This is a genomic window from Achromobacter spanius, from assembly GCF_003994415.1.
GTDB lineage: Bacteria > Pseudomonadota > Gammaproteobacteria > Burkholderiales > Burkholderiaceae_B > Achromobacter > Achromobacter spanius_C.
Genome location: NZ_CP034689.1, coordinates 3,946,773 through 3,970,661 on the forward strand (window position 1 = coordinate 3,946,773; position 23,889 = coordinate 3,970,661).

At 64.4% G+C, this 23,889-nt stretch carries 22 protein-coding genes; 1 reads left to right on the plus strand and 21 read right to left on the minus strand.

Annotation, left to right across the window (positions count from 1 at the left end; translation table 11 throughout):
* Nucleotides 1-18: 18 nt before the first annotated feature.
* A complete protein-coding gene (locus ELS24_RS17955; protein ID WP_127184921.1) occupies nt 19-1,737 on the minus strand; it encodes a ShlB/FhaC/HecB family hemolysin secretion/activation protein in 1,719 nt (572 codons plus the stop codon).
* 264 nt (nt 1,738-2,001) lie between these two features.
* Nucleotides 2,002-4,434: a DNA internalization-related competence protein ComEC/Rec2 gene (locus ELS24_RS17960; protein ID WP_240669332.1), complete on the minus strand. Its 2,433-nt coding sequence runs from the start codon at nt 4,432-4,434 to the stop codon at nt 2,002-2,004.
* Nucleotides 4,435-4,742: 308 nt separating this feature from the next.
* On the opposite strand from ELS24_RS17960, the gene ELS24_RS17965 reads away from it, so the two are divergent.
* Nucleotides 4,743-6,845 (plus strand): TonB-dependent siderophore receptor, encoded by a 2,103-nt coding sequence (locus ELS24_RS17965; RefSeq protein ID WP_127184923.1) that lies wholly within the window; start codon nt 4,743-4,745, stop codon nt 6,843-6,845.
* A 42-nt stretch (nt 6,846-6,887) separates the two neighbouring features.
* On the opposite strand, the gene ELS24_RS17970 is transcribed toward ELS24_RS17965, so the two are convergent.
* The 19 genes from ELS24_RS17970 to ELS24_RS18060 form a co-directional block, all read right to left on the minus strand.
* Nucleotides 6,888-7,664 carry an SDR family NAD(P)-dependent oxidoreductase gene (locus tag ELS24_RS17970; protein WP_164741266.1) on the minus strand — a complete coding sequence of 259 codons (777 nt, stop codon included), beginning with the start codon at nt 7,662-7,664 and terminating at the stop codon, nt 6,888-6,890.
* A 36-nt stretch (nt 7,665-7,700) separates the two neighbouring features.
* The gene (locus ELS24_RS17975; RefSeq protein ID WP_050445352.1) at nt 7,701-8,207 is read right to left on the minus strand and encodes a 2,4'-dihydroxyacetophenone dioxygenase family protein; all 507 of its coding nucleotides are present in this window, start codon (nt 8,205-8,207) and stop codon (nt 7,701-7,703) included.
* A gap of 25 nt (nt 8,208-8,232) precedes the next feature.
* Complete coding sequence (locus tag ELS24_RS17980) at nt 8,233-9,261, minus strand: LacI family DNA-binding transcriptional regulator (protein ID WP_232311931.1); 1,029 nt, start codon at nt 9,259-9,261, stop codon at nt 8,233-8,235.
* 60 nt (nt 9,262-9,321) lie between these two features.
* Nucleotides 9,322-9,852, minus strand: a complete 531-nt coding sequence (locus tag ELS24_RS17985; RefSeq protein WP_127184926.1) for a VOC family protein — start codon at nt 9,850-9,852, stop codon at nt 9,322-9,324.
* 9 nt (nt 9,853-9,861) lie between these two features.
* The gene (locus ELS24_RS17990; RefSeq protein ID WP_127184927.1) at nt 9,862-10,626 is read right to left on the minus strand and encodes an SDR family NAD(P)-dependent oxidoreductase; all 765 of its coding nucleotides are present in this window, start codon (nt 10,624-10,626) and stop codon (nt 9,862-9,864) included.
* Between the two features lie 60 nt (nt 10,627-10,686).
* On the minus strand, nt 10,687-11,646 hold the full coding sequence (locus ELS24_RS17995; RefSeq protein WP_127184928.1) for a Bug family tripartite tricarboxylate transporter substrate binding protein: 960 nt from the start codon (nt 11,644-11,646) through the stop codon (nt 10,687-10,689).
* Between the two features lie 73 nt (nt 11,647-11,719).
* Nucleotides 11,720-12,160, minus strand: a complete 441-nt coding sequence (locus ELS24_RS18000; RefSeq protein WP_127184929.1) for a nuclear transport factor 2 family protein — start codon at nt 12,158-12,160, stop codon at nt 11,720-11,722.
* 137 nt (nt 12,161-12,297) lie between these two features.
* Nucleotides 12,298-13,470: a RhtX/FptX family siderophore transporter gene (locus ELS24_RS18005; RefSeq protein WP_164741362.1), complete on the minus strand. Its 1,173-nt coding sequence runs from the start codon at nt 13,468-13,470 to the stop codon at nt 12,298-12,300.
* A 45-nt stretch (nt 13,471-13,515) separates the two neighbouring features.
* Nucleotides 13,516-13,953, minus strand: coding sequence for a cupin (locus ELS24_RS18010; protein WP_127184931.1), 438 nt, complete (start codon nt 13,951-13,953; stop codon nt 13,516-13,518).
* Between the two features lie 67 nt (nt 13,954-14,020).
* Complete coding sequence (locus ELS24_RS18015; RefSeq protein ID WP_428839648.1) at nt 14,021-16,063, minus strand: TonB-dependent siderophore receptor; 2,043 nt, start codon at nt 16,061-16,063, stop codon at nt 14,021-14,023.
* Nucleotides 16,064-16,280: 217 nt separating this feature from the next.
* Nucleotides 16,281-17,156 (minus strand): helix-turn-helix transcriptional regulator, encoded by an 876-nt coding sequence (locus ELS24_RS18020; RefSeq protein ID WP_240669333.1) that lies wholly within the window; start codon nt 17,154-17,156, stop codon nt 16,281-16,283.
* A 69-nt stretch (nt 17,157-17,225) separates the two neighbouring features.
* Nucleotides 17,226-18,038 carry an N-acyl homoserine lactonase family protein gene (locus ELS24_RS18025; protein ID WP_127184933.1) on the minus strand — a complete coding sequence of 271 codons (813 nt, stop codon included), beginning with the start codon at nt 18,036-18,038 and terminating at the stop codon, nt 17,226-17,228.
* A 13-nt stretch (nt 18,039-18,051) separates the two neighbouring features.
* Complete coding sequence (locus ELS24_RS18030) at nt 18,052-18,765, minus strand: ABC transporter ATP-binding protein (protein WP_050445342.1); 714 nt, start codon at nt 18,763-18,765, stop codon at nt 18,052-18,054.
* Nucleotides 18,752-19,534 carry an ABC transporter ATP-binding protein gene (locus tag ELS24_RS18035; protein WP_127184934.1) on the minus strand — a complete coding sequence of 261 codons (783 nt, stop codon included), beginning with the start codon at nt 19,532-19,534 and terminating at the stop codon, nt 18,752-18,754. The genes ELS24_RS18030 and ELS24_RS18035 overlap by 14 nt, the downstream gene beginning before the upstream one ends.
* Nucleotides 19,531-20,505: a branched-chain amino acid ABC transporter permease gene (locus tag ELS24_RS18040; RefSeq protein ID WP_050445340.1), complete on the minus strand. Its 975-nt coding sequence runs from the start codon at nt 20,503-20,505 to the stop codon at nt 19,531-19,533. The genes ELS24_RS18035 and ELS24_RS18040 overlap by 4 nt, the downstream gene beginning before the upstream one ends.
* Nucleotides 20,506-20,508: 3 nt before the next feature.
* Nucleotides 20,509-21,378, minus strand: a complete 870-nt coding sequence (locus tag ELS24_RS18045) for a branched-chain amino acid ABC transporter permease (protein ID WP_050445339.1) — start codon at nt 21,376-21,378, stop codon at nt 20,509-20,511.
* 18 nt (nt 21,379-21,396) lie between these two features.
* Entirely contained in the window at nt 21,397-22,560 is a 1,164-nt protein-coding gene (locus tag ELS24_RS18050; protein ID WP_127184935.1) for an ABC transporter substrate-binding protein, read from the minus strand.
* Nucleotides 22,561-22,610: 50 nt separating this feature from the next.
* Nucleotides 22,611-23,459: an alpha/beta fold hydrolase gene (locus ELS24_RS18055; protein WP_127184936.1), complete on the minus strand. Its 849-nt coding sequence runs from the start codon at nt 23,457-23,459 to the stop codon at nt 22,611-22,613.
* Nucleotides 23,456-23,851, minus strand: a complete 396-nt coding sequence (locus tag ELS24_RS18060; protein ID WP_127184937.1) for a hypothetical protein — start codon at nt 23,849-23,851, stop codon at nt 23,456-23,458. Before ELS24_RS18060 ends, ELS24_RS18055 begins: the two co-directional genes overlap by 4 nt.
* Between the last annotated feature and the right edge of the window lie 38 nt (nt 23,852-23,889).

Consider the following 23,889-nt stretch of genomic DNA (forward strand, 5'->3'; position numbering starts at 1 on the left):
AGGGAAACAACAACGGATTCAGAACTCGAACATCAACGCCATCGCGAAGACGGTGGATGCGGTTTTTAGCGATTCGGGTTTCTTTAGCGGCCAGCCGGCCGACAAGTCGTAGCTGGCATTGACCACACTCGCGACACCGGGCAAAGAGAGCCGGCCACGCACCCCCGCGACCGCGCCAACCAAGGTGCGGCCGGACAGATACGCGGCGGATGGACCGCCGACGCGCCCCACGTCCACGCCGGTGTACAACTGCTGCCCCGACAGGCCAGTCAGGCCTTCCAGGTTCAGCGACAGATCGTTGCGCAGCGTCCAGCCATCCTCGGCAGCCAAGGTCATCTGCCCATCAAAGCCGCGCACGGCATAGCGGTTGCCGATGGTGAAGTAGTCGGCGGGCACGATTGCCGTCTTGGCATGCTGGATCTGCCAATTGGCCTGATACGCAAAGGGCTGGTCGGCCACCTTGAAGGGCAAATACAGGCCGGCGTTGGCGGTGTAGATGGTGCTGCGGCCGTTCCAGTCCGGGTCGCCATAGACGTAGCCGGGCTGGTCGGAGAACTGCGGCAAGGTGCCGCGCACGCCGCCGCCGATGTCCAGCACGGCCTGGCCCACATAGTGGCGGTGCCCGTAGTTGATCTCGTAGCCGGTGACGTCGCGGCGCTGCACGTCGATGGGCACGTCGTTCAGTGTGCTGTCGGTGCGTTTGCGCAGCAGCATGACTGACAGGTTGCCCTTGTAGGCCGTGCCGCGGTACGGCACCACCGACACGCCCGCCTGCAACTGCTTGGTGGTGCCGCCGTAGATGATGGGCTCTTCGAAGCCGGCCACGGTCTGGCGATAGGTGGACTTGCTGGCGCCGGCAAAGACGCTCCAGTAGCCAAACGGCACGCTGTAGTTCACGGACGCGGCGCGCGTGTTGGAGTTCGCGTCGCGCCAACGCGCGTTGCTGTTCCAGGACACCGATAGCTGGTCGTACAGGAACAAGGGGGAATCCAGCGTCAGCCCGGCGTTGACCTGGTACTTGCCCACGGAATCCATGCCGCCGTTGTCGCCGCCCACGTAGCCGTGCCAGCGCTTGCCTGTGCCGGGCTTGATCAGGATGTCGGAGTCGCCCAGCTCGGGACCGGGCGCGATGTCGATGGCCGCGTCCGCCTGACTGCCCAGGCGCCGGATGTTTTCAAGCGCCTGGTCCAGGTCGCGCTGGTTCAGTTCGCCGCCTGGCCCCGTAGGCAAGGCGGTACGCCACCAGCCGATAGCGCCCTCGCCCTTGACCGCCGAGATGCGGCCGGGCAGATAGCGCAACTTCAGGGTGCCCGCCGCCAGCGATTGCTCGGGCACGACGACACGCGCGGTGACCTGGCCGTTGTCGATCAGCAGGTTGATCAGGTATTCCTGCAGGGCGCGCAAACCCTTGCCGCCCACGCATTGGCCGACCACGACCGCGGCGGCGCGGGCGAGCGACTCGGACGGTTCCGCGCCATCCCAAACCACTTCACGCAGCAGGAAGCAAGGCGTTTCAGGCGGAAGGACCAAGCCGCGCGCGGCGTCCTGCGCGGGCGCCGACAGCACATCGGGCCGTTCCGTCGCGCGGGCGCGCTGGGCATCGACCTCTTGTTCCTGTCGACGTTCGATTTCTGTGGCGCGACGCACGGCGTCTGGCACGGGTTGCGCCACCGCTGCCGCATTGCCCGCCGCTATCGCCACCAACACTGCCAACCGCAACTGCCGGAATCCCCTCATACGATTGGACGCAAACGGATATCCGCCAACGCGCCGCCTCCTGTAGACCTGTTTGGCGCCGCATTTTGCTATCAGAAACCGTATATTGCAATATATATCTGCTGTGTCTATGCCGTTACACAGAGAAATTAGCAGATGATGGCAGACATAATGGTTTGCTTGGCCGATTTTGGCGATATTTCCTCGTGTGAAATTAACGACTCTGTAATAAATGGCGATTAATTCGGGCTGCTCGCTTACCGGGAAACGGCGCCTTCAAGCCTGTCATCGCCCATGCCAATATCTTCTTTCGTCCTCCCGCTGCGACCACACCTTTAATCCTTCCGCGCGGGATTCCGCCATCACCGCGCCATCCCGATCACTGCGCCAGAACGTCGCCCCCGCGCGTAGCCAGCGCCGTTGCACCGCAGCAGAGGGGTGACGAAAGCGGTTCAGATGGCCCGCCTGGGCTATCGCATGTGTCGCCTGCACCGCCAGCACCCAATCGCGTCCGGATGACGAGGCCGAACCATGGTGCGGGGCCAGCACCACGTCGGTGTTGGGCACGCCACGCGCCACCAGTTCCCGCTCCTGCGCCACACCGATATCCCCGGTCAGCAGCAGCGAATGCCTGACGCCCTGCACTCGCAATACGCAACTGTCGGCATTCTTGTCTGCCGGCGCGCGGCCGCCGCCCTTGGCCGGGTGCAGAAAGGTGAACCGCACACCGTCCGCCTCCCATGTGTCGTCACGGCGGCAACGCAGCATGCGGGCAGGCAGCGTGGCGGGTCCGCCAGACAACGCTTGACCCCACGCGGCCTCTTGCACGGGCCGCTGCCCCGGTCCAGTCGCCGGCCACACACTGGCATCGCGCCGCACAAACGCCGCCACATCAAACGACGCATAACTCAGACGCACCGGCACCGCCGCCAGCACCGCGCGCGCTCCGCCCACGTGGTCCTGGTCGGCATGCGACAGCACCAGCACATCCAAAGCCGTAATGCCACGCGCCTGCAGAAACGGCGCCAGCACGCGCTCGCCCGCATCGCTGCCGCCGTAGTGGCGCGGCCCCGCATCAAACAACAAGGTCTGGCTGGCGGTCTCGACCAGGATGGCGCTGCCCTGCCCCACGTCCAGCGCGCTCATGCGCCAATAGCCTGGCTCAGGCTTGTCCGGCCGCCAACACAGCAGCGGCAACATGCACACCCAACCCAATTGGCGCGCCGGCCATCCTCGTGTCTGCAAAGCCCAGACCATGCCCGCCACGGCCAACAAGAGCCACGGCCACGGCGCGGCCGCGACCGCAAAGCTTGCCCAGTCCGCATTGCCCACCCATGCCACGGGAACCATCGTCGCGTCAAAAGCGGCCAGCCCGCCTTGAGCCGCCCAAGTCGCTGCCGCTTGCGCGCCAGGCAAGACCGACAGCGCCGCGCACAACAAGGCCAAGGGCGTCACGATGAAGGTCACCGACGGAATCGCCACCGCATTGGCCAAGGGCGAACCCACCGACACCTGATACACCAGAAACGCCAGCAAGGGCGTCAGCCCCAAGGTGACCAGCAACTGCAAACGCGTCGCCTGCGCCAACCGGCTTGCCCAACGCTGGCGCCACCCGGCCTCGGCATCAAAGGGCAGGTCGGCAATGCGCAGCAGTATCGCCACCGCCCCGAACGACAACCAGAACCCCGCCGACAGTGGCGCCCACGGATCCAACGCCGCCACGCCCGCCCCCGCGCACGCCAACACCCTGCCCGCCGTCAACGGCAGCCGTGACATCGCCGCCGCCAACACCACCGACAACATGAAGAACGTGCGCCGCGCCGGCACGCCCCACCCCGCCAACAGGCAGTACAGCAAAGCCACCACGGCCGCCGCCGCGCCGCCCGCCACGCGCGACGGCATAAGCTCCGCCAAGCCCACGCCCCGCCATCGTGTGCGCCGCCAAGCCGCCGCCACCAGCACGCCCGCGATGCCCGCAATGGACGTCACGTGCATGCCGCTGATCGACACCAGATGCGTAATGCCGCTGCGGTTGAAAATGCGCCAATCATCGCGCGCCACCCCGGCCTGATCCCCAATCGCCAAGGCAATCAGCACCGGCGCATAGCGATGATTCCCCAAGGCCTCGCGCATGCCCACACGCACATGGTGCCGCGCCCGTTCGATGGCCACGCCCGCCGACGCCCAAGGCTGATCGTCCAACAACCGCGGTCGCCCGCGCACCGTGCCCACCGCCCGCAAGCCACGCGCGAACATGCGCGCTTCCGCATCCGGCCCCGCCGGGTTCAGCACGCCGTGCGGACGACGCAAGACAAGCGCCATCCGCCAGATCTGGCCGGGCAGCAACGCAGGCATGGGGGTGGAGGCGCCGGGCGGCGCTTGCCAGGTGACCTGGATGCGAGACGGAATGCCCGGGCGCGCGGGCTCGGCCAGTTCGGCGATGAAGCGATGGTGCCTGTCGTCGCCATCGGGTAATTCGGCTACGCGCAGAATCAGGCGCGAGACTTGGTCTTGGTGCAGGTCCGCCAACGAATCGTCCAGGCGGTGCTGTGCTTGCAGGCAGGCGTTAAGCGTGCCCGCGCAAAGGCCCAGCACCAGGGCGGAAGCAACGCGAGCAACATTGCTATGGCATCGCAGGCATAAAACCCCCGCGACTACGCCGGCAATGGCTACCAACGCCAGAACGAACGCGCCCGGCAACACCGCAAAGCACTGCACCCACGCCGCGCCGCCCACGAACGCCAGGCAAAAAGAACGACCGGTGATGTCCCTCTCCTAAAACCAGGAGCGTAGGACGCGCGGGCAATACCGCCATCACCGAATGAACGGTTTCGTCCACCTCGGCATGCCGCAACACCCGTCTTGCCGATCGGGCGCGCAGACTTTACTATCGCGGATCGCAATATAAATGCGTTTTATTATCATTAATAAATTTCAAGAACGACTCCGCCCGGCCCTTACCGTGCATTGCATTGCGCCTCACGGCCATCTTCGCGCCCCTCTTCCAGCAGCCTTCCCCTCTTTTGATGTCGCACCTTCACGCCCCTGCCCTGTTCACCGCCCTATCCGCCGGCCTGGCTTTGCTTGCCCCCGGCGCCCTGCACGCACAGTCCCCAGACGTCGTCCAACTGCCCTCCGTCCGCGTCACCGCCGAACCTGAAGCCGACGGCAGTTTCAATCCCGTTCAGCCGCCCTCTGTCAACAAATCCTCCGTGCCGCTGTCGCAGACCCCGCAGTCGATCACCGTGGTCCCACGGGCTGTACTCGACAGCCAACAAGCACAGACCCTGGCCGACGCCTTGCACAACGTGCCGGGCGTGGTGGCCAACCAGTTTGGGCGACGGGGGTGGGATGACCTGATCATTCGTGGGCAAGTCGCTTCCGATTCCTTGTTCCTGGACGGCCTGCGTACGGCGGCGTCCAACCGGGTTGCCGAGCAATTGTTCGGGCTTGAACAAGTGGAAGTGCTGAAGGGCCCGGCCTCGCTGCTCTACGGATTGGTGCTGCCAGGCGGCCTGGTCAACATGGTCAGCAAACGCCCCCAGCCCGAGGCTTTCGCGAACGTTGAGACCACGGTCGGCAGCCACGATTTCTATCAGGGAACCCTGGATATGGGCACGCCGCTGTCAGAAAACGGCAAGGCCGCTTTCCGCTTGAACGCGCTGGCGATGAACTCGCATGACGCCACCGACTACGTGTGGTTCAAGAATCGGTGGATTGCGCCGTCGCTGTCGCTGGATCTGGGAACGCGAACGGACTTCACCATCCTTACCAGCTATCAGGAACGCCGTTATGTGCGGCAGCAAGGCTTGCCGGTCATCGGGTCCGTGCTTGAAAACCCGAATGGCAGCATCCCTCGCGATCGCTTTATCGGCGAACCGGATCAGGACCCGTATCGCGGATTCCAGAGCCGGGTGGGCTATGCCCTGACGCATCGCTTTGACAACGGCTGGACGGTCAACCAGAACCTGCGCTGGCAGGAATTCACGCTTGACGGCCAACTCGTGGCGGCCGGCACGCTTGCCGCAGGGGGCCGCAGCCTGCGGCGTACCGCCACCGACCAGCATTGGGATGGCGATACGTTTTCGATGGACACGAATGCGCAGCGCCGCTTCGATACCGCGTGGGGCAAGCACGAGATCACGGTCGGGGTCGACTATCTGCGCACGCGCGAGAATGCGCTGCAAACTAGTTGCTCCGTCGGTCCGTTGAACATGTACGACCCGGTTTATGGAAGCCCGATCACCTGCCCCGCGAATCCTCGCACCAACAGCCAAAGCACTGTGCGTTCCCTGGGCTTTTACTTTCGTGACCAGATCCAGCTTGGCGAGCGTTGGCGCCTGACTGCCGGCCTGCGACGTGATGATGCCGCCAGCTATTCCACGGACAGGCTGACCGGCAACCGCCAGGACAACCCGGCACAGAAGACCACCGGTTCGGGCGCCGTCATGTATGAAATTGCCCCAGGCGTACGCCCCTACATCAGCTACGCCACCTCGTTCTATCCCAACGTAGGCACCGACGCCAACGGCCAGGGCTTTGCACCCGAGACCGGCCGCCAATGGGAAGCCGGCGTCAAATTTGACCTGGATGACGGCAATACCAGCCTGACGGTGGCGGCCTTTGACCTGCGGCGGCGCCAGGTGCTTCAGTCCGACCCGATCAACGACGGCTACAGCATTGCCGTTGGCGAGCAACGTACCCGGGGCGCGGAGCTTGGCTTCGTGTCAGACCTGGGCAATGGATTGAGCCTGATGGGCGGCTACGCCTACATTGCGGCCGTCATCACCGACGACGGCGGGCAGGCGGCCTCCACCGAAGGTGGCTGGCTGGACAACGTGCCGCGCCACAGCTTCAACCTGACGGCGCGCTACCGCTTGCGCGGCCCTGCGCAAGGCTGGGAACTGAACGGCGGCATGCGTGGTGAGAGCCCGCGCCACGCTTATGGATACGTCATCCCGGGTTATGCCGTGGCCGACGCGGGCATCGCCTACAACGCGGAACGTTGGCGCGCGGCGCTGACCGTGCGCAACCTGTTCGACAAGGATTACTTTGCCGGCGGCCTGCGCAATGCCGTCGCGCTGGGTGACGGGCGCACGACGATGCTTACGCTGGGATATCGGTATTGACAGTCGGGGGCAGTATCTTCTGGCCTGCCCCCTACCGCCTCGCTACAAACTCGATCCCCCATCCACCACCATCAAACACCCCGTAACGTAAGCCGCTTCGTCAGACGCCAGGAACAGCGCCGCATTGGCAATATCCCAAGGGCTGCCCTGGCGCCCCATCGGGCACCTTGCGTCCCGCGTCTTATGCCCGGCTTCCGCCGCCTCTGCGTTTGCATACAGCGCATCCGCATGCGGCGTGCGGATCATGCCTGGGATGATGCAATTGCACCGCACCTGGTCCGGGGCATATTGCCGCGCGATGACCCGCGTCATGTGATTGACGGCCGCTTTGGCGGTGCTGTACGACAGGAATTGCATCGGGCTCCATTTCAGGCTGGCCGTTGACGATACGTTGATGATGGACCCGCCACCGCGCGCCTTCATCTGCGGCAGGAAGGCACGCGCCATCGCCATGGAACCGCGCACGTTGACCGTCATGACGCGGTCCCACTCGTCGTCCTGCACGGCAAGCAGGTCTCCCTGGATTTCGATGCCTACATTGTTGTGCAGGATATCGACGCCGCCGAAACGCCGAGCCACGTCTTGCGAGGCCCGCTCGATCTGTGCTGAGTCGGTGACGTCCAATTCAAGCGCTTCCGCAACACCCCCCTCCGCGCGAATCATCTCCACGGTCTCTTGCGCGGCCGCCAGGGACCGGTCGGTGCAGAGGACGGTCGCGCCTTCACGCGCGAACCGGATCGCACAGGCTGCGCCGTTGCCCACTTGATCGGCGGCGGAAAACGAATTTCTTAACGTGCCGGCGCCTGCTACCAGGGCCACTTTTGATGCCAAGCGCATAACTTGAAACCTCCCCGGTCAATCGCGCGTGAATTCGGCGCCGCCCTTGGGGCGGATATAGCGCGGTATCGGCAGGCCGGCCTTCTTGGCCGCGTCAAGAATCGAATCTTCGATGGCGCCCGCGTCGCGGATATTGGCGAACTGGCCGTCGATGAAGTTGATGTTGGCGCCGAATACAACCATGAAGCCTTCGGCCGGTTCCGTGGCGTCCTCGGGCACCGAAAACGTATGGACCGAGCCGCCGGGCTCATACAGATAGCTGCCGGCCTTCTGCACGTCATCCGGGTACTCAAGGTAGTTCCATTGCCCCTTGGTGGTGTAGAAGTGGACGACGCCGGTATGAAAATGCGTGGGCAGGCGGGTGCCCGGGGCGAACTTGCCGTACAGCACCCACACACCGTTCTCCCGGTCCAGAAACAAGGGGATGATCGATGAGCCCGGGGCGGCGCCTGGCACTTCTACGCCGTCTTCAATGTTGACGGTCAGCAGGCGATCTTGATGGGTGATGGTGTACGGAAGTGTCATGAGCGTTCCTGAAGTGGATGAAGAGTCAAGACGGCGCCGCGGGCGCGCACGATTCGCGCAATATCAGCTGCGTCTTGATAACGATGCGATCGCCTTGGGCAGACGCCGTCTGGCGATCCAGTTGCTTTAAAACCAGTTGAGCCGCGCACGTGCCCACAGCCTCCAGGTCCCAACTGAGCGAGGTGATGGCGGGGCTGAATAGCTGCGACAGATCGGTGTCACCGATGCTGATCACGCTGATGTCGTTGGGAACCGAGTCTCCGGTATGGCGCAGGGCTTGCAGCACGCCGGACAGGATTCTGGTTCCCAGGCAGACAAATGCCGTGGGGCGGTTCGCGTGCGACAACAGTGACATTGCCTCGGTGAACGCGAACTGCATCGCGGACCGTTCCGCCCGGATCAGCGCCGGGTCGGGAACGATGCCGCGCGCGTCGAATGCCTGGCGAAAGCCCGCGATACGTTCTTTACCGGTGCGCAGGTCCGTGCCCGGCGTCAGCAGCGCGATGCGCGTGTGGCCCAGGTTCAGCAGATATTGCGTTGCCTGGAACGCGCCCGCCGCATGGTCGACGTGGATACCGACTGACGAGTCTCCGAACTCTCGGTCCAGCGCCACCACGGGCAGCTCTTGCGACAGCTTGTCGATGAGCTCGGCGGATTCCTTTTCGCAGGGGCCCAGAATCAAGGCGTCCACGCGCCGGCCGCGAAAGATGTCGACCAAGGACGCTTCACGGCGCCTTTCGTTGTGGGTGCTTGCCACCAGCAGTGAATAGCCTTCGGCCTGTAGCGCGGTCTCGGTGGCGGTGATGATGCGTGCGTACAGCGGGTTGGCAAGGTCGGACACCAGCAGCCCGATCACGCCGGAAGATTTGGTGCGCAGGCTTCTAGCCACGGCGTCCGGCCGATAGTCCAGGCTGCGCACCGCCTGTTCTACCGCCGCGATGGCGGCTTCGCTGACGCGTCCGGTGCGGTTCAACGCGCGCGATGCCGTGCCCAGGGAAACCCCGGCTTTCTTGGCGACGTCGCGTATCGTGATTCGGGTGTTTCGGTCTTTCATGATTGTGGTTCTGTCTGTGCCGGAAGTGGCTAACATACACCGTCTTCGGCACTCGGCCGGCTAGACGCGCGGGCGTATCGGCGCGGATCCATCCCACGATGCGCAAGCCGCTCTGATCTCGTCGAAGTACTCGCCTTTGCCGCCTTTCATTTCCGACACTTCGATCATGCCGCTGGGCAGGTCAGGATGAACGAAGTAGGCAAAGCGGCCGCGCAAGCCCATTCTTCCGCCGTGCCCTTCCTCGTAGCCATTACGCAGCAGTCGGCCACAAAACTCGTCGAAGTGGTCCAGCGTCCAGAACGCCACGTGCTGCGCGCACTCGCCGCTGTTGCGCAAGGAATCCAGATAGAGCGACGGCGCGTCATCGCGCTGTTGGATCAGTTCGATTTGCAGATCGCCTGAGTTCGCCAAGGCAATGGACAGGCGCGGCGGTTGCGATACCTGGCCGCGATATCGAAATTCCGTGGTGCCAACCTCTTCCTTGTAGAACCAAGGGCCAACGCCAAGCACGTCGGACCAGTGCTTCATGGCTTTTTCTATGTCGCGGACCACGTAGCCCACTTGCCGAACGCCACCAAAAATTCTGCTCATGAATGTTCCTTAGTTCATGTGGGCGCCGCCGTTGATATCCAACGTCGTGCCGGTGATGTAGCTGGAAAGGTCGCTGGCCAGGAACAGGCAGCCGCCGGCCACTTCATGCGGGCGTCCGGCCCGGCGCAGCGGCCAGCCTTGGGCGGCGTCGTCCTTGCTTTCATCCGAGCGCCCGGTGCGCGAGAAATCGGTGGTGATCAGACCCGGGGCAATCGCATTGACCCGGATCTTGTGCTCGCCGAATTCCTTGGCCATGGCGCGGGTCATGCCTTGCACGCCCGCTTTGGCCGCGCAATAGTGCGCGCCGCCAAAGATGCCGCCGCCGTTCTGCGCCGACAGCGACGAAATGGAAATGATGCTTCCCGCCGCGCGCTGAATCATCAACGGGATGACGGCTTGGCTCAGGTTGAAGACGCCGGTCAGGTTCACTCGCAGGATGCGTTCAAAATCCGCTGGGGTGATGTCGCGAAACGTAGCCTTCTGCGTGATCGCCGCATTGTTCACCAGCACGTCGACCCCGCCGCCCGACCAGGCCGCGATCTGGTCAACGGCGGCGCGGCATTGCAGGTCACTACCAACGTCACAGGCCAGCGCCAGCAGTTGCGTGGGCGCCGCGCCCAGGTCCGCCGCGCTTTCCTGTATTCGGGCTTCATCCAGGTCAAGCATGGCCACGCGCGCGCCATGTTCCAGAAAGAGTCTTGCGGTGGCTTTGCCTATACCTTTGGGATGCGCCGCCCCCGAAATGACGGCAACGCGGTCTTGTAGCAGTTTCATCAAGGTCTCGTGTCTGAAGGCTTGGCTGCGAGATCACTCGCCGCCAAGCGGGTGGCCTGCCTACTGCGGCTTGATGCCGGCATCTTGCGCAACCGCGCGCCAGGCTTCGATGTCGGCGAGGTTCGCCTTTTCATGAGCGGGTCCGGGCACGTAGTTGGCCGAGATGCCCAACCCAAGCAGTTTGGCAATCACTTCCTGCTCTTTCAGCACCTTTTCCAGGGTGCTGGACAAGCGTTCAACGATGGGCTTGGGCGTGCCGGCGGGTACGTACATGGCCCAGTTCAGGTCGCGATCGAAGTCGATGCCCTGTTCCTTATAGCTGCGCACGTCCGGCACGCTGGGGGAACGCTTGGTACAGACGGCCAGGCCTTTCACCTTATGCTGCGTCACCATCGGGGTGGCGGTCGCCATGTCGACAAAGCCAATATCAATATGACCGCCCATGACGTCGGTCATGATCTGCGTGGTGCCCTTGTAGGGCACATGCTGCATCTTCAGCTTGCCCTTCTGCACCAGGATCTCGCCGCAAAAATGGCCGGTGGAGCCCACGCCCCAGCTTGCGTACTGCACTGGGTTTTTACGAGATTCCGCCAGCTTCCTGAGCCCCTCGATGTCATTCGCGGGAAAGTTGTTGTTGGCAACCACCATGATGGCGGAATTGCCGATGGCGCCCAGCGACGTGAAACTCTTGATGGGGTCGTACGGCAGTTCCTTGTAGACCAGGGGCGAAAGAATGTGCGTGGTCATGCCGCCGATCGTGATTGTGTAGCCATCAGGCGCCGCGCGAGCAACCGTTGCGATGCCGATCGTGCCTCCCGCGCCAGGCTTGTTCTCGACGATGACGGGTTGCTTCAGTTCTGCCGAAAAGCGCTCGGCCAAGATACGGCCCAAGGTGTCGCCACCCCCGCCGGCAGAGAACGGCAACAGCATGCGGATGGGGCGGTTCGGGTAGTCATCGGCGTGCGCGACACCCATGCCGAACACGGCAAGCAGCGCGGCTGCAACGGACAGCTTTTTCATTGTTGTCTCCTGGTATTTATCTAATAGGTATTTTTATGGCTACCCGCCTCCTGAACGGGATAGCCGGGTACCGCTACAGCAACCCGAGCGAACGCAGCTTGGCGTTCTGACAGGTGTACGGACGCTCGCAAATAATCTTGGCTGAATTGGGCGCGAACTCGAATGTCGCCGCCATGCGGACGCGAAACTTGCGCCCCGTCGGCTCGTAGGTCTTGCCGTCGACGGTGAACGGCCCGGCATGCGTGCCGGACAGCCAGAACTCCACCAGGACGATGTCCGTCCCGTCGGCCGCGCCCACCGCGATGATCTCGTTTTTCAGATCGGGGAACGACGCGCGTGACGAATGGAAGTACCCCATCACTTCGCGCTCACCATCGAAAACGGCGCCGCTTGAGTGCATTTCATAGCGGGGGTGTTCAAAGGTATCGATGACCTTGTCCCATTCCTGGACGCACTCCAAGGCCATATGGTCTACGACGGTTTTTACCCGCTCAGCCTGCAACTCGGTACTCATGGAAATCCTTTTTGTGGAAACGTTTCCGCAAATTATGGAGGCAAGTATTACCTAGAAAAAGCTAGGGATTACGATAATTAGTGGAAACGATAACGCATCCAGGATCAAGGCAGGCACGCTTGGCGCCTGGCAGGTAATCACCGCCGCAATGCCACCCCCACGACCCCCAACGTCGCCACCGCTATCGCCACGCCGCACGCAAAGCCGCCTCCATAGCCCAACTGCGCGGCAAGCCCGGTCATCATCGACGACGTCAAAATCTCGCCCAGGTCACGCGCGCTTTGCACCGCCGTCATGTCCGTGCCCGATTGCACGCCCTGCCGCGCGAAGCGCATGGCCAGGGTCATCAGCGCGACCGACGCCGCGCCCGCCCCGAATGAACCCAGGCTTTGCGCCGCGTAGGCCATGCCCGATACCGGCGACGCCCATCCTTGGGCTTGTGCCAGCCAGCACAACGCCGCGGTGCCGGAGGCGGCCAGCCCCAGCGCCAGCACGGTGCGCGCGCCCAGCCTTCCGATCAGCCACGCACCGCCGCCGCAACCCAGCAACACCGTGACCACACCGCCCGCCATGCCAATTTTCCCCACGGCCTCGAGCGTCCAGCCCGCGTCCACCAAAAACAGTTTGGACAAGCCATAGCCCGCCACCGCGGTCATGGCAGACAGGAAAGCGGCCAGTGCAAGCTGCCATGCGCCACGGCGGCGCGCGAAGCCCGCCAAGGATGCACGCTGGCGCGGCGCGCAAGGCGCTTTGCCCTCAAGCGCCATCTCGCGCCATGAGGCGGCCAGCAACAGACTGAACGCCACCACCGCCGCCAGCACGGCCAGCGCGCCGCCCTGCCCGATATAGCCCGCCATGATCAACGCGCCAGGGCCGCCAAAAAAGAAGCCGACCATCGTGCCGCCCACCTGCACGGCATTGGCCCGCGCCAGGGCCTGGCCTTCAAAGCGTTCGGCGGTCAGGCCATCGGTGGCGATGTCTTGCGTAGCGCTGGCCAAGGACGCCACCGCCATCAGGCCGACGACCCAGGCGGCGCTGGCGGATGAAATACCCAGTAGCGCCACGCCCACCATGCAGACCAGCACCAAGGTCTGCATCGGTACGATCCAACTTCGGCGGCGGCCCATCCGGGGCCGCCAATGGTTGTCGACCTGCGGCGCCCACAGAAATTTCAACACCCAGGGCAGGCCCACCAGCGGCAACCAGGCCAGCGTACCGAGCTCGGCCCCGTCGCGCCGCAGGAGTGTCGGCAAGGCCTCCATCGCCACGCCCAGCGGAATGCCTTGCGAAAAATACAGGGCGGCGATCATGATGAACAAGCGCCTGTTTGCGAATCGATTCACGGTCAATATTTCCTAGGTTGGGGATGCCGACGCGCGGCGGTGTTCGCTACGGTGTTCGCTGCGGTGTTCGCTACCATGGGCCGGCGTGACGAACATGATTTTTCCGGGGCTTGCCACATGCAGCCGATGCCACACGCCGCGCGGCACGACCGTGCCATGACAGGCTTCCAGCAGCACTTCGGTTTGCGCGCCGCTGTCTGTCATCAGGGTCAACACCACGCGGCCTTCCAGCACGCACAGCATTTCGTCGCCGGCGCCATGGCGTTCCCAGACATCACCGTGCACGTCGGCATCGTTGGCTACCGCCTTGATGCCGACCACCCAGCCTTCACGCGGCGACAGGCGGCTAGGCTTGCCGACTTGGCGCAAGCTGCCGCCCTGCCCTAGCGCCATGAAGTGATCCAGCCATTCGAAAACGGCAGGCGGCACCGAGGCATTCTCGATGTTCATTGTTGAAACTCCGAAATATTCAAATGGGCGGCATGCGTGGCACGCGCGCCGCCCGAACTCACTGCGATCAGTACTGCGCGCGCAGCGTCAGCATCGCGTTGCGGGGTTCGCCGTAGCGGTTGTTCCACGATGTGCCCGACAGGCTTTGGTAGTAGCCACGGTCAAAGACGTTGTTCAGGTTCAAGGCCACCGTCAGGTGCTTGTCCACGCGATACGCCGCGCGCAGGTCCACCAGCGTGACGCCGCCTTGGCGCAAGGTGACCGGGCCTGACACCGTCGTGTAGCCCGACTGCATCTGCACGCCGCCGCCCACGCTTAGCCGTCTATCCAGCACCGGCAGCGCATAGTTCGTCCAGACGCGGAAGATGTGTTTGGGCGTGAAGCTGGCGTAGGCTTGGCCGTTGGACACCGCGTCCTTTACGTACTTGCTGGTGTTGTAGGTGTAGCCGCCTGCCACCGACCAGTGCGGTGTAATCTGCCCGCTGGCCTCGGCTTCGATACCCCGGCTGCGCACTTCGCCGCCCGAGATGTAGTAGCAGTTATTACCCACGCACGGCCACGCGGGATCTTGCTGGGCGCGGTTCTTTTGCTGGATCTGAAATACCGCCAAGGACACGTTCAACGCGCCATCCGCCAGTTCGCCCTTGACGCCCGCTTCGTAGTTGGTGCCGGTGACGGGGTCCAGCGGCTTGCCTTCGCGGGTCAGTTGGCTTTGGGGTTGAAACACCTGCGCATAGCTGCCATAGAGCGACCACTGCGAATTCAGGTCCACGATCAAGCCGCCGTAGGGCGTGAACTCGGGGTCGATCTGTTGGCGCGCGCCGGGCGCGGTCTGGTTCCACCAGCTCATGCGCCCGCCCCACACCAGGGTGACCGGATCCGCCAGCGAAAAACGGCCCATGCCATACACGCCCTGCTGCTTCAGGCGCGTTTCACCGGGCGATGTGTAGGGGCCAACGCCGGGTTCCGGCACGCTGTGCGGGTCCCAGTCGAATACGTTCACCGGCACGTTCAAGGCCGGCGTCAACATGCCGGTGTACTGCTCGGACGTGGTTCGTTGCGCATTGCCGCCCAGCAGCAATTCATGGCGGCGCCCAAACAACTGGACCGGACCGCTGACGTAGGCGTCCACGCTGGCCTGGGTGTTGTCGAATTTATACGCGCCGCCCATCAGGCGCGCGCCCAAACCGGTTTGCCGGTCGATGGCGCCATAGGCCCCGGCGTACTTCAAGTTGCTGTCGGCGGTCAGATAGTTTGCGCTGATCTTCGCCGTCCAGCCTTCGCCAAAGCGGTGTTCCAAATCGGCGAACACGCGGGTCGTGTCCCAGTTGAAGCGGTCCCAGGCGGCATCCAGATACGTGGACCGGGGCAAGCCGATATCGCCGCCGTCCTTGTAGCGTGGCACGCCGGCCATATTGGTGGTGGAATGGATGCGCTGCGTTTGCACGCCGGCCGACAGCACGGTACGCGGCCCCAGGTCCACTTCGCCAATTGCGTAGAGCAAGGCCGATTGCTGATCGGCCACGTCGTAGAAATAGCCCCGATCTTCCACCGCGCTGACAATGCGCCCGCGCACGCTGCCGCTGTCGTTCAAGGGGCCGCCCAGATCGGCCTCGGCGCGATAGCGGTCCCAGCTTCCGGCGCTGACCATGCCGTTAAAGGCGAACTCGCGCTGCGGCCGCTTGCGCACCAGGTTCACGGTGGCGGCCGGGTTGCCCGCGCCATGCATCAATCCATTGGCGCCCCGCAGAATTTCCACCCGCTCGTACACCGCCATGTCTTGCGGCGACGCGGCCATATTGCCCATCAGCACGGGCACGCCGTCCTGCTCGAACGAATCCACCTTGAAGCCGCGCGCGTAGTACGCCGTGGTCAGCAACTGATAGGGCTGCACCGTGATGCCGGTGGCGTGCTGCATCACGTCGTCCAGGCTTTGCAGGTTCTGCTCGCGCATCTGCTCCAGCCCGATCACCGTGACCGATTGCGGAATTTCCCGCACGGTCAGCGGCAGCTTGGCCAGGGTGGGCGCTTCTTGCCCCACGCCGTCTCCGCTGACCGTCACCGCCGGCAGTGACGGCGCCTCTTCCGCCCAAACGGCGCTTGCCGCCATCGCCATCCAAAGCGGCCAAAGCCTGCTGCGCGCCACGACACCGCGCGATCCAACCGCCCCTGTTTTCACCTGTATACGCACCGCCGTTCCTCTATTTTCATTATTGAGAGTGATTCTCAAATAATTCTAGAGACGCGCCGATGCGGCCGCTGGCGATTGCGGAAGTTTCAGTAGCGATTGCGGAAGTATTCGGCCCGAATGCGCGGCCGGCGCGCGTTCAGTGGCGGGGCGCCAGACTGCTGGGCAGCACGCCGTAGCGCCGTTGGAACGCCTTGGTGAAGTGGGAATCGGTATAGCCGCAGGCATAGGCGGCCTCGGATACCGTCAGCGCACCGGCGGCCAGCAACGCATGCGCCTGCGCCATGCGGTGTTCCCGCACGAAGGCGTAAACGCTTAGGCCGAACAGCTTGCGAAACCCCGTGGTCAGCTTGTTGACGTTGATGCCCGCGCGGCGCGCCAGCTCGGGCAGCGACGGCGGGTCCTGCAAGTCCGCCAGCAGCAAGTCCCGCGCGTGATGCAAGCGTTCGGCGTCGGCGCGCGACAGGCGGTGGTCGGCGGCGATTGCCCGCGCGGGCAGCAAGGCGTTGAACGCCAGCGCCGCCAGCTCCAGGGCTTTGCCTGACAGGTACATGCGCTTGATCGCCCCTTGCATCGGGCAGGCCAGCATCTGGTGGCCCAGGGCCAGCAGCGCAGGGTCTGCATGCAGGTTCGCGTCGGCATAGGGCTTGCCGCGCGGCGCCCGCAACAGCGTAGCGAAGTCGGTGGGCTCCATCGCGAAGGCGCCGCACAACTGATCCAGCCGGGTGCGCAGCGATACGAAGCGCAGTACCCGATTGGCACCGAACTCGTGCTCCATGCCCATCGAGTCGTGGCACAGGCTCATGTGCAGCGATGGTCCGCTGACATGGACGGCCGGCGCGCCGTCCACGCGGTAGTGCAAACCGCCCTCCACCACCAACACCAACTTCACGCCCGGCTCCAGGTCTTCATGCACCCGTTCGGGCTGGCCAAAGCGCAGCGTGCCTCCCGCAAGCGCCATGGCGGGCGTAGCGGCGGAGACGGTCCAGTCGATATCGGGGCGGTTCGGGGACACGAGTACGAAAGCGCCCGCGGATGGCGGGCGGGTGGCGGGCGGGCTGTTTGATGAGATTGAATATTATTACTATTTGCGCCCACCGCATAGCCGCGGTTCGCGATGCAGCATCACCACATGCGGCGAATCCTGCCACGCCGGATACCGCTCCAGCACCGCCGGGTCATGCCCCGGCACCACATGCTGCTCGGACTGCGCCGCGCCATACAGCTTCGCATATCCCGACAGCATCTGCGCCGTGTTGTAGACGATCGGAAACGGCCTGCCCTGCCCCATATTCTCGTAGTAGTGGCTGGCGTCCGACGCCAGCACCACCCAGCCACGTTCGGTATGCACCCGCACCGCCTGCAAGCCTTTCGTGTGGCCGCCGATATGCAGCAATTCGATGCCGGGCAGCAACTGCCCGTCGCCAGCATGGAACTCCACCCGGCCGTCGTAGACGCGCCTGACCAGCGTGACCACGTCTTCCACGGCATAGGCATGGCGCAGCGGAGCAAAGCACATGCAGCGGCCGGTGGCATAGTCCATTTCATCGTCCTGCACATGAAAGCGCGCCTGCGGCAGCCGATCCAGATTGCCCGCATGGTCGTAGTGCAGATGGGTCAGCAACACGTGCTGCACGTCTTCGGGCTGCACGCCAAGCTGCGCCAGTGCGGCAATGGGACATTGGATCAGCTCGCGCTGGCGCGTGCGCGCCATGTCGGCGTTGAAGCCCGTGTCGACCAGCACGACACGGCCCGCACCGCGTATCAGCCACACAAAGAAATCCATGGGCATGTCGCCGTCGTGCGGGTCGCCGCCCAGGAAGTTGTCGCGCCGCTGGCGCGGCATGCGGGCGTAGCGAATGGCGTATACCTCGTACTCGGGAAGCGTGTTTTGCATCGTCAAGCTCGCGTCAAATGCCCAGATAGGCTTTCTGCACGAAGGGGTCGGCCAACAGGTCGGCGCCCTTGCCGCTGCGCACCACCTCGCCGTGCTCGAACGCATAGGCCTGATGCGCCAGGCGCAGCGCCAGCCGCGCGTTCTGCTCCACCAGCACGATGGCGATGCCGCTGTCGCGGTTGATGCGCTGGATGGCATCCGCGATCTCGGCCACGACCTTGGGCGCGATGCCCAGTGATGGCTCGTCCAGCATCAGCAAGCGGGGCTGCGCCATCAGCGCGCGCCCGATGGCCACCATCTGCTGTTCGCCGCCAGACAAGGAACCCGCCAACTGCGCGCGCCGCTCCTGCACGCGCGGAAACAGCGTGTAGATCTCGTCCAGCCGCGAACGGACGCGAGCACGAGACCGGACGCCATGCGCGCCCGCCATCAGGTTGTCCAGCACGGTCATGCGGCCGAACAGGCGCCGACCTTCCGGCGACAAGGCCAAGCCGGCCGAGACGCGCGCCGCCGACCCCAGACGCGCGATGTCGCGCCCCTCGAACAGGATGCGGCCGCCCGCCGCCGGGGCCAGGCCAATCAAGGCCTTCAGCGTGGAGCTCTTGCCCGCGCCATTGGAGCCGACCAGCGCCACGATCTGGTCCTGTTCAACCGTGAAGCTGATGCCGCGCACCGCTTCCAACGGCCCGTAGCGGACCTTCAGGTCCTGGACTTCAAGCATGGGCATAGTCGGGGGCTCCCAGATAGGCTTCGATCACGGCGGGGTTGTCGCGGATGGCTTGCGGCGTGCCTTCGGCGATTTTTTCGCCTTGCACCAGCACCACGATGCGATGGCTTAACTCCATGACCAGCGCCATGTGATGTTCCACCAGCAGCATCGTCAGCCCTTCTTCGGATTGCAGGCGGCGCAGCAGGCGCCCCAGCTCATTGCATTCTTCGTGGTTCAGGCCGGCCGCGGGCTCATCCAGCAGCAACATGCGCGGGCGGCAGGCCAGCGCGACGGCGATGCCCAGCTTTTTCTGCAAGCCATAAGCCAGTGACCCCGCCTCCGCGTCGCGCCAGGGTTGCAGGTCCAGCAGTGTCAGCAAGCGGTCCACTTCCTGCGTGACTTCGGCCGCTGACAGTAGATCTTGCTTACGTCCCGCCAGGCGGCGCAGCCACGAGTGCCGCACGCGCGACAACATGCCGCGCCGGATGTTCTCGGCGACGCTGACTTCGGGATACGTCGAGGTGGACTGGAAGGTGCGCGCCAACCCCAGCACCACCACCCGGCTGGGCGGGCAGCCGGAAATATCGCGGCCGTCGAAATGGACCGTGCCCGCGGATGGCGGCATGGTGCCGCTGATGACGTTGAACGCCGTCGTCTTGCCCGCGCCGTTGGGGCCGATCAGGCCAACGATTTCACCCGGGGCGACGGCAAAGCTCACGTCGCGCAAGGCCGCCAGGCCACCAAAGCTGCGCGACAGGCCTTGTACCTGCAATAAAGGCTGGCTCATTGGGACTCCTTGTGCCGACGCGCCTGCCACGGCCCCGGCAAGCCGGCAAGACCCGCCGGCAGAAAACGCAGGATGAGGATCAGCGCCGCGCCATAGAAAATGTGCTGCGTTTGCACCGCACCGCGAAACAGCTCCGGCAGCGGCGTCAGCACCATCGCGCCGATCAGGCCGCCCCATACCGAACGGCGCCCGCCGATGACCAGCATGATGATGAAGCCGATGGAGATGCTGACGTTGAACGACTCGGGCGACACGTAGCCCACATAGCGTGCCTGCAATGCCCCACCCACCGACGCCAGCGCGCAGCCGGCCACAAAGGCGCAAAGCTGGATGCGGCGTACGCTTAAGCCCGTGGATTCCGCCAGCGCCGGGTTCTCCGCGACCGCATCGATGGCATGGCCGAAGGGCCGCTTGGCCACCGCGTTCAAGAGCGCCACGGAGGCCAGCGCCACGCACAGCGCCAAACCATAGAAGCTGGCGCGCGTATCGAATACGAATCCCGCCAGCGCGGCTGGCAGAATGCCGGCAATGCCATTGGCGCCGCCCGACCAGGACGAGCCATCCAGAAGGATCAAGCGCACCAGTTCGCCGAAGGCAAAGGTGACCAGCACGAAGTACACGCCCTTCAAGCGCAGGATGATTGCGCCCAACGCCAACGCCACCAGCGCAGTCAGCACCACCCCGGCCAGCGTGGACGGCAGGAAGCTCCAGCCCAGCAGGCGCGTGGCCAATACCGAGCCGTAGGCGCCCAGCGCAACGAAAGCGGCGTGCCCTAGCGACAACTGCCCGCAGCGCGCGATCAGCGCCAGCCCGTTGACGATCAACACATTCAGGCAAGTCAGGACTGCCAGGTGCTGCACGAATGGCCCCGCGAACCAGGGCGCGACCGCGGCCACGGCCAGGGCCGCCCACAACAGCCAGCGCCAGGGCGCGGGCCGCGCCACGTCGGCTTGTAGAGAAAGTTCCGTCATGGCTTATGCCTCCCCTCGGCCAAGCAGCCCTTTGGGCCGCACCACCAGCATCACGATTACGACCGCGAAGATCAGCATGTCCGCCGTGCTGCTTTGAAACAGCAGGCTGCCGTAGCTTTCGGCCAGGCCCAGCGCCAGGCCCGCGACCGCCGCGCCAGGTATGCTGCCCAACCCGCCCAGAATGACCACGATGAACGCTTTCAGCAGCGGCGTGGCGCCCACGAAGGGCGACACCGAGAACAGCGGCGCCATCAGCGCGCCCGCCACCGCCGCCAGTCCCACGCCCAGCCCAAAGCCCAAGGGGTAATAGATGCGCGAACGGATGCCCTGGATGCCGGCAATCTCAAAGTCCTCCACCACCGCGCGCAAGGCGCGTCCCGGGCGCGAATGGCGCAGAAAGCCATACAGCAAGGCCAGCGCCAGCAAGGCGAACACCACCACATACACACGCGACAGCGGGATGACCAGCTTGCCCATGCGCGCCGTGCCCTGGGCGACGGCGGGCATGGACAAGGGGTCGGGGCCGAAAAACATCAAGGCCAGGTTCTGCAAGATCATCGCCAGGCCGATGGTGGCGATCATGCCGTTCAGCTCATCCCGCCGAAACGGTTTGAGCACGCCCCATTCCAACACCGCGCCGCCCGCCACCGCCAAGGCGAAGGTCAGCGCCACGGCGGGCAGGAAGGTGAAGCCCGCCTGCGTCGTCAGGTAATAAGCGCCAAACGCGCCCAGCATGTAGAACTCGCCGTGGGCGAAGTTCACCATCCGCATGACGCCGAACACCAGCGTGAAGCCCACGGCCATCAGCAGGTACAGCAGCCCCACGATCAAGCCGTTGATCGTGGCCTGCGTTAACAAAATGCTCCAATCCACGTGGCATCCCCCGCCGCGCTAGCGGCATCCCTCGACGGTGCAGCGCGCGCGGATCACCTCGCGGCCATCCTTGACCTCGGCCACATAGAACGGCGCGTTCAACTGGTGGTTGATGCCGTACATGGCCTTGCCGGTCCAACTGAGCTTGCCCAGCGATCCATCAAAGCCATCCAGCTTTTCCAGTTCGGCGCGCACGCGGTCCGTGTCTTCCACGGTGCCGGCGCGGCGCATGGCCTCGAACAGCATGTTGGTGCCGTCATAAAAAGCCGGGCTGAAGCCGTTCATCGAATGCTTGTACTTGGCGGCGTAGCGCTCGGCGTAGGCCTTGGTGGCGGGCAGTTCCGGATCCATCGGCGTGTGCACCAGCATGCCTTCGGTCGCGGCTTTGCCGGCCACGTTCACGATCTCTTGCGTGGCGGGGCCGCCGGTGCGCACGATGCGCCCCTCGAAGCCCAGTTCGCGCGCCTGCTTGACGATCAAGCCCGCCGTGGTGGGCGAATTGCCGTCCAGTTCGATGGCGTCAATGCCGCGCGCCATCATGCGTGTCAGCACGGGCACGAAGTCGACGCGGTCGCGTTCAAAGAATTCTTTCACGGACAAGGCCGCGCCCGCCTTCTTGTACGCGGCTTCCAGGTCCAACGCGATTTGCTGGCCCGTCTCGTCGTTGGGAAACAGTGCGCCGACCTTGCGCAGGCCCTGCGACTTGACCACCCAGTCGATCTGCGGCTGCGACACCTCGGCGGTGGTGACGTTGGGGCGGAACGTAAACGGCTTGTCGGCGGCCAAGGCCTTGGCGGTAAAGCCCAGTGTCATCACAATGACCTTGTTCTTTTCGGTCATGGGCTGAATGGCCAGCACGGGCGCCGACCCCACCGGGCCGATCACGTAGCGCACCTTGTCTTCAAACACCAGGCGGTTGGCCACGGTCACGGCTTCGTTGGCCTGATATTTGTCGTCGTAGGCCACGACCTCAACGCGGTACTTCTTGCCGCCTACTTCCAGCCCGCCGGCCTCGTTCACCTGATCCGCCGCAATCTCGGCGGCGTTCTTCATGCCCTGCCCCCAGGCCGCGCCCGCACCGGAAAGCGTAACCAAGGCGCCCAGTTTCAGCGTGTCTTGCGCCTGGACGGCGGGAACTGCGGCCAAGGCGAACATGCCGGCCAGAATGATCGGATAACGCATGATGTCTCCTGAGGGGTCGCGGGCATGGTTGCCCGTCGGTTATGCCTGCGCTATAGGCGGGCGATGGCGTCCAGCACCGGCAGGACATAGCCGCGAAACTGCTGGGGGTTTTCGCTCATGGGGAAATGCCCCAACTCGCGCATGACGGTGACCTGCGCGCCGGGAATGCTGGCGGCGGTGCGCAGGGTGTCTTCCGGCGTGCAAGAGAAGTCGTATTCCCCCGTCAGCAGAAAGAGCGGGCAGCGATCGGTGCGGATGCCATCCAGCCGGCCCCGCAGATCACCATCCACGCGATAGAAATACAGGTCGCCGCGAAACACACCGGGGCCACCTTGCATGTACTGCCACAGGGTTTCTTGGCGATGGACCTCGGGGGACTGCGGCGCGACCAAGCCGGACACCAGCGCGGCACAAACCTCGCCGCCATGGATGTCGCCACGATGCAACCACGATGTGTCGTACCAGGGTTGTTGGAAGTCCGCCGCTTCCACTCCGATCAGCGCGCGAAAGTGATCAGCATGCTGATGCGCAAGCTGCAACACGATGCGCCCGCCGATCGAGCAGCCGATCAAAGCCGGGCGGTCCAGTGCCAAGGCTTGGCAAAACGCCATCACGGTTTCTACATAAAGCTCGGTGGACAGGCGGTATTCCTCGTCCTGCCAGCCGGGCGGCGGGTAAGACTTGCCGTGCCAGGGCATGTCGAAAGCGATCACGCGATAACGCGAGGTGATGTCGGGGTCGCACATCATGTGGCGGTACTGGCGACTGTCGGCGCCGGCGGTATGCAGGCAGACCAGCGGAATGCCCTCGCCCGCTTCTTCGAAATAAACGCGGTAGGGCCGACCCGCGATTTCAACCGACACATAGCGGCCAACAATGGGTTCCAGCGCGGCGCTCATGCTTGCGCCTCGCGGCCGGTCGCCAGCAGGTCCTTGATGAATTGCAGATGCGCCATCAGCGGTTGCAGGTTGCCTTCGACGATCAGCTCGCCGCGCTTGCTGAGCGCAAAGATGTCATGCCAGCCCGCGTCGGGCACGGCCTGCCAGAAGCGTGACCAGGCGCTGGCGGATGCACGCAAGGACACATCGCACGACGGCAGCGGCGCCGTGGGTGCGTCAGCGGCGGTGACATGGCCATCGCGGATCCGGACAAGCAGCGGGGCATCGCCGAAGCGCAGCAGCAGGTCCATATTGACCTGGCGTGGCCGCGAGAACGACAGCGCACGGCTGCGGAATCGATGTGCAAGCTGCGCGTCCAGGGCGGCTTGCGCTGGCATAGCGTTGGTTTCCATTGTCTCTTCCCGATGCATCGTTCTTATGTACAGAACGT